General features: G+C 66.2%; 13 protein-coding genes. 4 read left to right on the forward strand and 9 right to left on the reverse strand.

The features are described 5' to 3' along the window. Positions 1 to 42: 42 nt before the first annotated feature. Together OK352_RS08755 and OK352_RS08760 are read right to left on the reverse strand one after the other, a co-directional pair. On the reverse strand, positions 43 to 681 hold the full coding sequence (locus tag OK352_RS08755; RefSeq protein ID WP_265141090.1) for a CoA transferase subunit B: 639 nt from the start codon (positions 679 to 681) through the stop codon (positions 43 to 45). Further along, a complete protein-coding gene (locus OK352_RS08760) occupies positions 678 to 1463 on the reverse strand; it encodes a CoA transferase subunit A (RefSeq protein WP_265141091.1) in 786 nt (261 codons plus the stop codon). The genes OK352_RS08755 and OK352_RS08760 overlap by 4 nt, the downstream gene beginning before the upstream one ends. Positions 1464 to 1623: 160 nt before the next feature. On the opposite strand from OK352_RS08760, the gene OK352_RS08765 reads away from it, so the two are divergent. Further along, positions 1624 to 2808, forward strand: a complete 1185-nt coding sequence (locus OK352_RS08765) for an acetyl-CoA C-acetyltransferase (protein ID WP_265141092.1) — start codon at positions 1624 to 1626, stop codon at positions 2806 to 2808. Positions 2809 to 2860: 52 nt separating this feature from the next. On the opposite strand, the gene OK352_RS08770 is transcribed toward OK352_RS08765, so the two are convergent. The 3 genes from OK352_RS08770 to OK352_RS08780 form a co-directional block, all read right to left on the reverse strand. After that, on the reverse strand, positions 2861 to 3151 hold the full coding sequence (locus OK352_RS08770) for an SHOCT domain-containing protein (RefSeq protein ID WP_265141093.1): 291 nt from the start codon (positions 3149 to 3151) through the stop codon (positions 2861 to 2863). A gap of 118 nt (positions 3152 to 3269) precedes the next feature. Then, a complete protein-coding gene (locus OK352_RS08775) occupies positions 3270 to 3929 on the reverse strand; it encodes a response regulator (RefSeq protein WP_265141094.1) in 660 nt (219 codons plus the stop codon). Continuing rightward, positions 3926 to 5080 carry a sensor histidine kinase gene (locus OK352_RS08780; protein WP_265141095.1) on the reverse strand — a complete coding sequence of 385 codons (1155 nt, stop codon included), beginning with the start codon at positions 5078 to 5080 and terminating at the stop codon, positions 3926 to 3928. The genes OK352_RS08775 and OK352_RS08780 overlap by 4 nt, the downstream gene beginning before the upstream one ends. Before the next feature lie 92 nt (positions 5081 to 5172). On the opposite strand from OK352_RS08780, the gene OK352_RS08785 reads away from it, so the two are divergent. Then, positions 5173 to 6570 (forward strand): MFS transporter, encoded by a 1398-nt coding sequence (locus OK352_RS08785; protein ID WP_265141096.1) that lies wholly within the window; start codon positions 5173 to 5175, stop codon positions 6568 to 6570. On the opposite strand, the gene OK352_RS08790 is transcribed toward OK352_RS08785, so the two are convergent. Beyond that, positions 6554 to 7981, reverse strand: a complete 1428-nt coding sequence (locus OK352_RS08790; RefSeq protein ID WP_265141097.1) for a M50 family metallopeptidase — start codon at positions 7979 to 7981, stop codon at positions 6554 to 6556. The genes OK352_RS08785 and OK352_RS08790 overlap by 17 nt on opposite strands. 98 nt (positions 7982 to 8079) lie before the next feature. Between OK352_RS08790 and OK352_RS08795 the strand changes: the two genes are divergently transcribed. Continuing rightward, a complete protein-coding gene (locus OK352_RS08795) occupies positions 8080 to 9648 on the forward strand; it encodes a Mur ligase family protein (RefSeq protein WP_265141098.1) in 1569 nt (522 codons plus the stop codon). Here the strand turns inward: OK352_RS08795 and OK352_RS08800 are convergent. After that, the gene (locus OK352_RS08800; RefSeq protein WP_265141099.1) at positions 9633 to 10709 is read right to left on the reverse strand and encodes a 1-deoxy-D-xylulose-5-phosphate reductoisomerase; all 1077 of its coding nucleotides are present in this window, start codon (positions 10707 to 10709) and stop codon (positions 9633 to 9635) included. The genes OK352_RS08795 and OK352_RS08800 overlap by 16 nt on opposite strands. Before the next feature lie 20 nt (positions 10710 to 10729). Then, positions 10730 to 11707, reverse strand: a complete 978-nt coding sequence (locus OK352_RS08805) for an FKBP-type peptidyl-prolyl cis-trans isomerase (protein WP_265141100.1) — start codon at positions 11705 to 11707, stop codon at positions 10730 to 10732. Between the two features lie 119 nt (positions 11708 to 11826). Between OK352_RS08805 and OK352_RS08810 the strand changes: the two genes are divergently transcribed. Continuing rightward, on the forward strand, positions 11827 to 12585 hold the full coding sequence (locus OK352_RS08810; RefSeq protein ID WP_265141101.1) for a lysophospholipid acyltransferase family protein: 759 nt from the start codon (positions 11827 to 11829) through the stop codon (positions 12583 to 12585). A gap of 17 nt (positions 12586 to 12602) precedes the next feature. Here OK352_RS08810 and OK352_RS08815 read toward each other — a convergent pair whose 3' ends face one another. Further along, positions 12603 to 13082: an OsmC family protein gene (locus OK352_RS08815; protein ID WP_265141102.1), complete on the reverse strand. Its 480-nt coding sequence runs from the start codon at positions 13080 to 13082 to the stop codon at positions 12603 to 12605. Positions 13083 to 13094 lie beyond the last annotated feature (12 nt).

Raw genomic sequence — 13094 nt, forward strand, 5'->3', positions numbered from 1 at the left:
CCTGGCGGAGCACAGCTCTGGTCTGGGGCTCCGCCCGCTCGATCAGGGGATGTCGATGCTCAACGGTGGCTCTGTCGCCGCAACAACCTCGTCGACAGTGACTCCGGGTGCGAGTTCGACGAGCGAGAGGCCATCCGGGGTCACCTCAATCACCGCAAGGTCCGTAATGATGCGGTGCACCACCGCCCGGCCGGTGAGAGGAAGCGAGCACTCGTTCACGATCTTCGGGCTGCCGTCCTTCGCCGTGTGGGTCATCAGCACGATCACGCGCCGTGCCCCGTGGACGAGGTCCATGCCGCCGCCAGGCCCCTTCACCATTTTGCCCGGAATCATCCAGTTGGCGAGATCTCCTGCGCCAGAGACCTGCATCGCCCCCAGGATTGCCGCGTCGATCTTTCCTCCGCGGATCATGGCAAAGCTCATCGCAGAGTCGAAGAACGCCGTCCCGGGAAGCGTAGTCACGGTCTCCTTCCCCGCGTTGATGAGGTCCGGGTCCACGTTCTCCTCTGTCGGGTAGGGCCCGACACCGAGGATGCCGTTCTCAGACTGCAGTGTGACGGTCACTCCCTCGGGAACGTAGTTCGGCACGAGTGTCGGCAGCCCGATCCCCAGGTTGACGTACGCGCCATCGGTCAGCTCGCGAGCCGCACGTGCGGCCATCTCCGTGCGTGTGAGACTCATGACTGCGCCCCCTTCTGATCGCTGACTGTTCGTCGCTCTACCCGCTTCTCGATGCCGGAACCGACCTCGACGACGCGGTGCACGAAGACACCGGGCAGGTGAACAGCATCCGGATCGATCTCGCCCGGCTCGACAAGCTCTTCGACCTGAGCGATGCAGACGCGGCCGGCCATGGCCGCGAGCGGTGAGAAGTTGCGGGCCGACTTGTTGAACACGAGGTTGCCGTGACGGTCCCCGCGCAGTGCGTGCACGAGCGAGAAATCCGTGGTGATCGCCTCTTCGAGGACGAACGGCTTCTGCACGCCGTCGACGTCGAAGGTGCGAGTGTCTTTGGGCTCCGAGCTCTCAGCGATCGAGCCATCGGGCGCATAGCGGCGCGGCAGCCCGCCCTCGGCCATCTGCGTGCCGACACCGGTCTGCGTGTAGAACGCGGCGATGCCGGAGCCGCCCGCGCGCAGCTTCTCGGCGAGCGTTCCCTGCGGCGTGAGATTCACCGCGAGTTCGCCCGAGAGATACTGCCGCTCGAACTCCTTGTTCTCGCCGACGTAGGACGACGTCATCGTGCTGATCCGACGCGCACCGAGCAGGAGGCCAAGCCCCCAGTCGTCGACGCCGCAGTTGTTGCTGACGATCGACAGGTCAGAGCTGCCGTGATCGAGCAACGCCGTAATCAGCGCCATCGGGTTGCCGCACAGCCCGAATCCCCCGACGGCGAGCGACGCCCCGTCCGGAATGTCCGCGACAGCATCCTGCGCCGTCGCAACGGTCTTGTCCATGGTCATGACTGCACCTCCATTGCTGCACCTCGACCCACGGCATTGTGTGCCCTGTGGATCGCCTTGTTCCAACCTACTGGGTATCGGACCTCACTCGATACAGAGGTCGACGACGTGCGAAGCTAGAACCGGCTGAACATCCACCATTGACAAAGGGGTCATCACCATGACACAGACAGAAGTCGTCATCCTCGGCGGCGCTCGCACACCGTTCACTCGACTGCTCGGCGCACTCGCCTCTCAGTCCGCCGTCGATTTGGGAGCTCTGGCGATCTCGGAGGCTCTGAACCGAAGCGGGATCGCGGCTGCCGACGTGGAGCAGGTCATCATGGGCCAGGTGCTCCAGGCGGGAGCTGGGCAGAACCCGGCACGCCAGTCCGCGATCGGCGCGGGGATCGGCTGGGATGTCCCGACGGTCACCATCAACAAGGTCTGTCTCTCGGGTCTCGTCGCGATCACCGACGCCGCGCGGCTCATTCGCTCGGGCGAGGCTTCGGTCGTCGTCGCCGGCGGTCAGGAGTCGATGACGAACGCGCCACACGTGCTGCCCGGAGCACGCGCGGGCTTCAAATACGGTTCGACAGAACTGCTCGACGTCGCCGCGCATGACGGGCTGACTGATGCTTTCGACCGGGTGTCCATGGGCATCTCGACAGAGCGCCACAACACGCCGCTCGGTATTTCTCGCCAGGAGCAGGATGCTGTCGCCACGGCGTCGCACGTGCGCGCCGCGGCCGCCGCGCAAGGCGCCCTGTTCGACACGGAGATCGTGCCTGTCGAGATCGCCGGCCGCAAAGGGGCCGTCACCGTCGTCGATGCCGATGAGGGCATTCGAGCCGATTCGACGCCGGAGTCTCTGTCGAAGCTGCGCCCGGCGTTCGACCCCGAGGGCACGATCACGGCGGGCAACTCGTCGCCGCTCAGCGACGGAGCAGCGGCTGTCGTCGTCGCGGATCGTGCGTGGGCTGAGGAGCGCGGCCTAGAGTGGCTGGCCGTGTTGCGCTCCCCCGGTCAGGTGGCCGGGCCGGATACGTCGCTGCACTCGCAGCCGTCACGGGCGATCGAACATGCTCTCTCGCGGCAGGGCTGGTCGGCAGCCGAACTGGACCTGGTCGAGATCAACGAGGCGTTCGCTGCCGTTGCGATCCAGTCGATGCGCGATCTGGGCCTCGAGAACGACATCGTCAACATCCACGGCGGCGCAATCGCGATCGGCCACCCGATCGGCGCGTCTGGGGCGAGGCTGGCCCTGCACGCCGCGCTCGAGCTCTCGCGTCGCGGCAGCGGTCGCGCCGCGGTCTCGCTCTGCGGCGGAGGCGGTCAGGGCGAAGCGCTGCTTCTCGAACGCTGACGCGCGGATGCTGTCTGCCGGCACCTGCCCGGCAGACAGCATCCGGTGTCGCCTACTCCGTCGAATTGGCGCGCAGCACCTCGAGGCGGGCACGATACTCTGGCTCGTCGATGTCGCCGTTGGCGTACCGCTGCGCGAGTGTCTTCTCGGCGCTGTGCCGCGGCGAGTGCTCGGTGTGCCAGCGCCGCATGGCGTCACGGCGACGGCGGAAGACGAACGTGAACAGCAACGCGAACACGGCGATCCAGAACAGCGGAATCAGGAGAAACCACCAGCCGGGGCCGCCTCCGCCGGCGAAGGGCCCGTGAGCGACGAGAGACGTGATGATGGATGAAGTGATCATGGTGAACCTCACTGTGTGAATGTCGGCTCCGTGTGAGCCGATGATTCAAGCGTCGCGGTGATCACACCGACGCACATCGGCCCGGGGACGTCACCTGAACTACTCCCCCGGGTGCAGTTCAGAGACTGCCCGGGCGTACGAGCCCTGTCTCGTACGCGATGATCACCAGCTGCACGCGATCTCGGGCACCCAGCTTGCCGAGCATGCGCGACACGTGTGTCTTGGCGGTGAGGGGGCTCAGAAAGAGTCGCGCGGCGATCTCGTCGTTCGTCAGGCCCTCGCCCACGAGCGCCAGCACCTCACGCTCGCGGGAGGTGAGCGCATCAAGCGAATGCGCCTGCGGCGGGCGGATGCTGCCGGCGACCCGCTCGAGCAGGCGTTTGGTCACCGTGGGAGACAGTAGTGCATCGCCCTGGGCGGCGACGCGCACGGAGCGGATCAGCTCGACGGGCTCCGTGTCTTTCACGAGGAATCCGCTCGCCCCGGCGGTGATGGCCTGGGCTACGTACTCGTCGAGTTCGAACGTGGTCACGATCACGATGCGGCAGTTGGCGAGCGCGGGGTCGGCGACCAGCTGCTCTGTGGCCCACAGTCCGTCGCCCGACGGCATCCTGATGTCCATGAGAATCACATCGGGACTGCTCGCTCGCGCCAGCTCCACGATGTCTTCCCCCGTCGCCGCCTCTCCGATCACCTCGATGTCGGGCTCCGCCTGCAGGAGGGAACGGAACCCCGCGCGGATCAGCTGCTGATCGTCGGCGAGCGCCACCCGGATCATGTCGTCTCCCGTCCGAGGGGAAGGTGCGCAGTCACGGTCGTCCCCTCGGCGCCCGTCGCAATCTCCAGTGTTCCGCCGAGCAGCTCAGCGCGCTCGCGCATGCCGAGTACCCCATTGCCCGACTCACGAGCGCCGCCACGGCCGTCATCTCGGATGCTGACGACGAGCTCACCGCGCGCGTCCCGATGGCCGTGGCTGTGGCGCAGTTCCACTCGTGCTGTTGTGGCGTGCGCATGCCTGACCACGTTCGTGAGCGATTCCTGCACAATTCGGTACGCCGCCTGCTGCACAGCTTCGGGAATCGCACCGTTCGTGCGTTGCTCGAGCAAGACGTCGACAGCAGTGATCGTCTCGGTCAGCTCGGCGATATCGTCGAGGCCGGGTGCCGGGGTCAGCGGCGCATCGTCGCCTCGCAGCATCCCGAGAACGCCGCGCACTTCGTCGAGTGCGTCTTTGCTCGTCGCTTTGATGTGCTCGAGGGCGCTGCGCGCCTGGTCGGGCTGGGCATCCATGAGGTGCAGCCCCACACCGGCTTGCACCGAGATCTGCGACAGCGAGTGGGCGATGACGTCGTGCAAGTCGCGTGCGATTTTCACGCGTTCCTCGCGCTCAGCGCGTGCTCGCTGCTCACGAATGCGCTGCCAGCGCTCTCGCGCTCGCTGTCGCCGATGGCGGATCGATTCGCCGATGACGATCAGGATGCCGACGGCGAGAGTGGTGCCCACAATGCGGGCGGGATGCCAGTCGAGGCCCGACGAGCCGCCGAGCAGCAGCACAGCACTCCAGCCGAGCATGAGTGCGACGTATACCCAGATGCGCGCTCCGCGGACAAGCCCGAGAATGACGCCGAAGATCATGGCAAGCGGTGGGCCCTGAGGCGCGGGTGCCAGAAGGATGTCGGCGGCCGCCGCGGCGACGGTGATCGCGGCAACGGGGCCGGGCAGTCGCCGGGCAGCAATGAGTGCAGCCGGCCCAAGCACAGCGACGGCGATCGCGATGCTCCATACCCGAGCATCCGGCGTCCCGAGCCGGTTCAGCGCCCACAGAACGCCGCCGAGCTGAACGAAGAGCGACAACACGACCGGAAGCCAGAGCCGCACTGCTGGCGGCATCCGGAATCGGGGCGGCTCGGCTCCGCTCGTCGTGGGCATACCCGAAGTTTACGGTCATGCCCCGACCGGCGCGTCCTGTCGCGGGAGGCCCGGTGTACTCCGCGGGGAGTACGCCGATCTAGAGTAGTACGGTGAACCAGAGCCATCCGATGACGCCCCGCGCCGCCGGGCTCGCTGTCGGGGCTCTCAGTGTGGGCACGCTTCTCAATCCGCTGAACTCGTCGATGATCGCCGTCGCCCTTCTGACACTGCGCGATGCCTTCGGGCTCGACGTTTTGACGGTGACGTGGGTGATCACCGCGTTCTACCTGGCGTCGGCAGCTGGTCAGCCACTCATGGGGCGTCTCGGCGACCGGTTCGGCCCACGCCGACTCTTCGTCTTCGGCATGTCCGTCGTTGTGCTCACGTGCGTTCTGACGCCCTTCGCACCCTCATTCTGGTTGGTGTGCGCCGGCCGAGTATCGCTCGCAATCGGCACGGCCTGCGCCTTCCCCTCTGCCGTCGCACTGCTGCACCCGATCACCGCACGTTCCGGGCTCAGTTCGCCACGACTCCTCGGTCGGCTGCAGATCGCGAACACCGCGGGCGCCGCCATCGGCCCGGTGATCGGAGGGCTGCTTGTCACGTTCCTCGGCTGGCAGGCGATCTTCTGGATCAACGTTCCCCTCGCGCTGATCTCGCTCATCGGTGTGCGCGCGTTCGCTCCCGTCGACGCCCCGCGTCCACGTCAGAACCTGTCGCGCGTGCTCGTCGACTCGGATGTTCCCGGCGTCCTCGCCTTCACCGCAGCACTCGTGAGCCTTTTGGTGTTCCTTCTCGGAATCACGAGCAGCCCTCCCTGGGCCCTGCTGGGCGTCGCCGTTGTGAGCGCTGGACTCTTTGTCTGGCGCGAGCTGGCAGCGTCCCAGCCGTTCATCGACGTGCGGATGCTGTCACGCAACCGTCGGCTCGTCCTCGTGTACACCGGATTCGCCCTGTTCAACATCGTGTACTACGTCGTGTTCTTCGGGCTGCCTCAGTATCTGGAGGAGTTCGGCGGCTACCGCGCGGATGCTGTCGGCCTTCTCATGCTGCCGCTCGCATCGCTGAACGTGCTGTTGACGCCGCTGGCCGCTCGGTTCATCGAGCGCCGCGGCATCCGGCCGGCCTTCCTCATCGGCGGGGTGTGGCTGGTCGCGGCAGCTGCGCTCATGGCCACCCTGGCGACGAGCGTGACTCCACTGGTTCCGCTGCTGATCACCGCGATGATGGGCGTTCCGTACTGCCTGGTCAGCATCGCCATGAGCCAGGCCCTGTATTCGTCGGCAGCCCGCGAGTCGGCGGGTGTCGCCACGGGCATCTTCCAGACCTCGCGGTACATCGGCGCGATCCTCTCAACGACGATGCTGGGAATCGCGTTTAGCGACGGGACCACACCGTCGAGCTGGCTCGAGGTGACCGTCGTCGCGACGGCGCTCGGAATCGTCCTGCTCGTGCTTGTTTCGCGGTGGCGCCCGACCAGCCAAAAACCGGTCAGCCGAACAGAGTGATGGGCTTGACGAGGTCTGCGTAGATCAGCAGCACGCTCATACCGCCGAGGATCACCACGACGGTGAAGGTGACCGGCATCAGCTTCGCCGCATCGACAGGCCCTGGGCTCTTCTTGCGGCGAAGCTTCGCCCACCCCTTCTTGATTCCTTCCCACAGCGCTGCGGCGACGTGGCCGCCGTCGAGGGGTGGGAGCGGAATGAGATTGAATACGAAGAGGGCCACGTTGAGCGAGGCGAGGATGCCGAACATGGTCTGCGCCTTCGCCACAATCGGAATCGTGTCGATGCTGACAACCTCACCGGCCAGCCGCCCGACGCCAACGACGCTCATGGGCCCGTTGGGGTCACGCTCCTCGCTGCCGAATGCCGCCTGAGCGATGTCGACGAGCCGTTCGGGCAGATGCGTGATGATCCCGACGACGGCGCCGATGTTGTCGCCCACGGCCGGCAGAACCGTCGTGACCGGCTGCGGCTGCATGTCACCCGCCCGAGTGATGCCGGCGAAGCCGACCTCCACCATGGTGCTGCTTCCCGCCCCCTCTGGGCGTGAGGTGAGCTTCGGCGTCAGCTGCAGAGTCTCGTCTTGCCCGTCACGCAGCACGGTGACGGTCAGCTCGTCGCCCGGGTGATCTCGAATGATCGCCGAGAACTGATCCCACGACGTGACGGTCTCGCCGTCGACGCTTGTGACCCGGTCTCCCGGTTCGAATCCGGCGGCGGCTGCGGGCGAGGGTTCAGCATCCGCGGCACATGAGTCAGTGGATGCTCCGGCCGGAACCACACATTCGCTGACCGCGCCGACAGATGCGGCGGGGGCGCCGAAGCCGACGAGCACGATGCCGTAGAACAGAATGGCGAGCACGAGGTTCATCGTCGGCCCACCGAGCATGATGATGACGCGCTTGTAGACCGGCAGCCGGTAGAACGCTCGCGCATCTTCTCCCTCGCCGATGGTCTCTGCGCTCATGTCGCGAGCATCCTGAACGAGCGCGTCGAATGCGCGACGCTTGGTCTCGCCCGCGACCGGTGGTTCCTCGTCGCCCGGTGACGGAGCCTCAATCGCCTCTTCGACGGCACCGGCGACATCTGTCGTGCCCGCGTTGGGGTGGGCGTCAGACAGCTGCTGCACGAAGCCGGTGCTCGATGCGTGCACCTTCTCACCCGGTTTCGTGGGAGGGAACATTCCGATCATCGAGATGTACCCGCCGAGCGGGATCGCCTTAATGCCGTACTCGGTCTCACCCTTCTGGCGCGAGAAAAGTGTCTTGCCGAAGCCGATCATGTACTGCGTGACCTTGACGCCGAAGAGCTTTGCGGGAATCAGGTGACCCATTTCGTGCAGCCCGATCGACACGGCGAGGCCGACAACAATGATGAGCACGCCGAAGATATAGAGAAGCACTGATTCCACACGGAAACGATATCGCGGCTCGCTCTGCTCAGGCTGTCTCTGCCCTGTGAGAGCATGGGGAGATATTCATCGCACGCTTCGAGAAGGACATACCCGCCGTGGAGGCTGAATCGCCCCGGGCATCGCGACCACACAGTCCGACGCCACGATCTCTGACCGACTTCGCAGAGGCATTCTCGCTCACGCCGCCCGACACGTCCGTGACATTCACCGGAATCACCCTTGCCAGTGCGCTCGTTCAGCCGGGCGACGTCTATGTCGCGGTTCCGGGGGCGCGGTTCCACGGTGCCCAGTTCGTGCCCGACGCACTCGACCGTGGTGCCGTCGCCGTGGTGACGGATGCTGCCGGGGCAGCGCAGCTCAGCGACAGTCCGGTTCCCGTGCTCGTCGTGGATGCCAACCCGCGTGAGGTCCTGGGGCGCATGGCCGCATGGACATACGACACCGACCGCGACAGGCCGCCGATGTTCGGGCTCACAGGCACCAACGGAAAGACCTCGACGGCGCATTTCCTCGAAGCGATCCTCACCCAGCTCGGTTTGCGCGTGGGCCTCAGTTCGACGGCTGAGAGGCGCGCTGGTTCCGAGGTGTTCCCCTCGGTGCTCACTACTCCGGAGTCTCCCGAGATGCACGCGCTGCTGGCGCGGATGCGCGAGGTCGATGTCGAAGCCATCGTTATCGAGGTCAGTGCACACGCTCTGTCACGACACCGCGTTGACGGCCTGATGTTCGACGTCGCTGGCTTCACCAACCTCAGCCACGATCACCTCGACGACTACGTCACGATGGATGACTATCTGGCCGCCAAGCTGCGGCTCTTCCAACCGGACCGCGCGCGCTCCGCCGTCGTCTGCCTCGATACCGATGCTGGCCAGCGGGTCGTCGACGCCTCCGGCATCCCGGTGACGACGATCAGCTCCCGTGATGATGTGTCGGCCGACTGGACCGTCGACATCGGTATGGAGAGCCCGGCCGCCACCGAGTTCACCCTGACGAACAGCCACCACGGGTCCCTCACCACTCGTGTCCCCCTCATCGGCCGCCATATGGCCGCGAACGCCGCGCTCGCGATCGCGATGCTGGTCGAGGGCGGCTTCGCGCTGGGCGACATCGACGGCGTGCTCTCCCGCGATGACGGCATCCTGGTCTCGATTCCCGGTCGCTCGAACCGGGTTCCCGTCGATGTCGGCCCCACGGTCATCCTCGATTCCGGTCACAGCCCAGATGCCTTCGCCAAGCTGCTCGAGGCGGCGCGCACCGTCTCGACGGGGAAGGTCATCATGGTGGCCGGTGCCAATGGAAACCGCGATACGACAAAGCGCGGCGAGATGGGCGAGGTGGCTGCTCTCGGCAGTGACATCCTGGTCATCACCGACCACCATCCGCGCGACGAAGACCCGGGCGCGATCCGCAGCGCGTTGCTCGAGACGGCCCGAGCCGCCCGTCCAGACGGCGACATTCGCGACGTCGCCGACCCCTCGGACGCGATCCGTGTCGCGGTATCCGCGGCGGACGCCGACGACACGATTGTGTGGGCTGGCCTCGCCGGAAAGGACTACCGCGAGATCGCGGGCGAGAAGGTTCCGTTCTCGGTGGAGGGCGAAACCCGGGGCGCGCTTCTCGAGGCGGGCTGGCAGCTGAGCGCCACTGATCAGCCGATCAGTTGATCAGCCGTTCGCCGCGCCCAGTCCTCGGCATCGGCGAGCGACTCCCGACTGAGTTCCCCCACGGGCTCGTGCGCGTCGACAACCCGCTGCACCGTGCCCACGATGTCGAGGTATCCGATCCGCCTGTCGTGAAACGCGTGTACCGCTTGCTCATTTGCCGCGTTGAACACGGCGGGATATGTCCCTCTCGCACGCCCGACGCGTTTGGCCAGCGCGACGGCCGGAAACACCTCGTCGTCGAGCGGCTCGAATGTCCACTGGTGTGCCTGCGTCCAGTCCAGCGGTCGCCCGACGCCTCCCACGCGATCCGGCCAGTCGAGACCGAGTGAGATCGGCAGCCGCATGTCGGGTGGAGAGGCCTGGGCGATCGTCGAACCATCGATGAATTCGACCATCGAGTGCACGACCGACTGCGGATGCACGGTTACGACGATGTCGTCGTAGTCGACCCCGAACAGCAGATGCGCCTCAATCACCTCGAGCCCTTTGTTGACGAGCGTCGCCGAATTCGTCGTCACCACGCGGCCCATGTCCCACGTGGGGTGCGCCAGCGCCTCCTCGGGCGACACGTCGGTGAGCGATGAGCGCGAGCGTCCGCGAAAAGGGCCGCCGGATGCTGTCAGCACGAGGCGGCGCACTTCACTCGCCGTTCCCGAGCGCAGCGCCTGTGCGATCGCGGAGTGCTCGGAGTCCACGGGAACGATCTGCCCGGGCTCGGCTGCCTTCGTGACGAGCTCCCCGCCGACGATGAGGGACTCTTTGTTCGCCAGCGCGAGAGTCCGACCGGCGTCGAGGGCGGCGAGTGTCGGGCCCAGGCCGACGGATCCGGTGATGCCGTTCAGAACGACATCGGCGTCGACGTCGCGGACGAGCTGCTCGGCCTCGTCGGCGCCGAGGGCGACGGCGTCGACCGAAAAGGCAGCGGCCTGCTCGTCGATGAGCTCCCGGTTCGACCCCGCGGCCAGGCCGACGACGTCGAATCGCCGAGGGTTGCGTCGGATGACGTCGAGGGCCTGGGTGCCGATCGAACCGGTTGAGCCGAGGATGACCACGCGTCGCATGAGGTCAGCCTATTCCTCGATCAGCGACTGGTGGCCAGAATGTCCACGACGAAGACGAGCGTGTCGGTTCCCTTGATTCCGGCGGAATCGCTGCCTGCCTCACCGTACCCGTCTTCGGGCGGGATGACGGCGATGACCTGGCTGCCCACCGTCTGCCCCACGAGAGCCTTCGTAAAGCCGGCGATCACCTGATCGGTGCCGAACTGTGCGGGGGCATCTCCCCAACTCTGATCGAAGACCTCGCCTGTGCGCCAGTTGACTCCCTGGTACTGCACGGTCACGGTGTCGCCGTCTTCGACTGTGGTCCCATCGCCCTTCTTCAGGACTCCGAGTTGGAACTCCTCAGGCGGATCGGTCGAGGGGATCGTGACGGTGGGCGCTCCCGAGTCGTCGAGCGTCACCTCGGGAAGTGAGGGGTCGACCTCCTGGGGCTCGCCCGTCGCCGTCTCCGGCGTGAGTGAGACAACGTCCGCGACGATGACGACGCCGTCTCCCGGCCCGATTGCACCGTCTTCGGTTCCCTGCTCACCCCATGCGTCAGACGCGGGCGACACGGAGACGACTCGAGACCCGGCGGGGACGCATTCGATGGCGCGCACGAGCGCCGGAACGAGTGCGTTGTCGGCGATCATCACCTGCATCGGTGCCCCGGCATAGGAGCTCGACTGCACCTTCTCGCCGGTCTCGGCGTTGTACAGCGTCACCTCGACGCCGGCCCAGCTGCCGTGCTTCGCCTCGGCACCGTCGCCCTCCGAGATGATGGTCCGCTCGGTCGTGTCAACGGTCAGCGGTGCGTCGAACGTCGCCGTCGGAGCCGCGCCCTTCTCGCCCTCGACAGTGACTGATTCGGATGCTGCGCCCGACGACGTGTCGACACAGGTCCCGATATCGGATGCAGCGTCGTCCGTCGACTGCGGCGCCGATTCGGGGCTTGACGAGCATCCGGCGAGCACGAGCGTCGCGATGAACAGAGGGGCGATGGCGTGGCGAAGGCGCACGGGCTGACTCTTCCTTGGAGGGGCTGTTCGGGCTCCCCCAGTCTGCCGTACTCAGCATCCGGAATCGCTGGACGCTGTCTATGCCGTTACCGGAATGAATCGCCGAGTACCGTCGGAGCGTGTCTGATGCAACGACGCCCGCGCCCGAGCGGGCGAAGAAGCCCGGGTTCGTCTATGCGCTCGGTCGTCTCGTCCTCACTCCCCTGGCGCGAGGCTACTACCGCCCTGTCGTCTCCGGCCGCCACAACGTGCCGAAGGCCGGCCCGGTCATTCTCGCGAGCAACCATCTCTCGTTCATCGACAGTCTCGCGATTCCTCTGTGCGCGCCGCGTCGCGTGCAGTTTCTGGCGAAGTCGAGCTACTTCACCGGTCGAGGCATCAGAGGCTGGATCGTTCGCACGTTCTTCACGTCCATCGGCGCCGTCGGCGTTGATCGCGGAGCCGGGCATGCCGCCCAGGCGGCGCTGGATGCAGGCAGGGAGATCCTCGAAACTGAGAGCGCCTTCGCCATCTATCCGGAGGGAACCCGCTCACTCGACGGGCGTCTTTACAAGGGCCGGACGGGCGTGGCCTGGCTCGCACTCACGACAGGTGCCGTCGTGGTTCCGGTCGGCCTTCGCGGCACCGACGCGATGATGCCCGTCGGCGCGACGCTGCCGAAACGATCGGCAGTTTCCGTATCGTTCGGTGAGCCGATCGACGTCAGCCGGCACGGACCGGCCACCTCCGGGCGCGCACGGCGGCAGGCAACGGACGAGATCATGGCGGCAATTCACTCGCTGAGCGGGCAGGAGCTCGCAAACACGTACAACGAGTCTCCGCCCGCGACGACCGTCGAGAAGTTCAAAGCGGCTGTGCTGCGCTCCGAGCGCTTCTAGTTGCGGGCGAACGTCGCTCAGTTCGCGGTCTCCCACTCGAACTCAGGCTCGATCTTGATCGGCACAGAGATGGAATTGGCGATGAAGCAGAGTCGGTGCGCTTCGTCATGGGCGTCCGCGGCAGCATCCTCATCTGTTCCCGCGGCGAGCCGGACGCGCGGTCTCAGCGTGACCCGGCTGAAGCGTCCAGAACCATCGGAGTTCACGGTGAGGGTTCCGCTCGGGGCATCCGTGTAACCCGTGACGACGATGCCGCTTTTCACCGCGGCGTGAAAGTACGACAGCATATGGCACTGTGCGAGCGCGGTGAGAAACAGCTCCTCGGGGTTCCACCGGTCGGCATCACCGTGGAATGTCTTATCGGCCGAGCCTCGGATCTCGGATTTGCCCTCGGCCGAGACAGTGAGCTCTCGGCCGTAGCTGCGATAGTCGCTCGTTCCTGTTCCTCTGTTGCCCGTCCAGACGATCTCGACGGTGTATTCATGCTGACTCGCCATAACGCCAGCATG

Source organism: Microbacterium sp. MPKO10, from assembly GCF_026107415.2.
Classification (GTDB): Bacteria; Actinomycetota; Actinomycetes; order Actinomycetales; family Microbacteriaceae; genus Paramicrobacterium.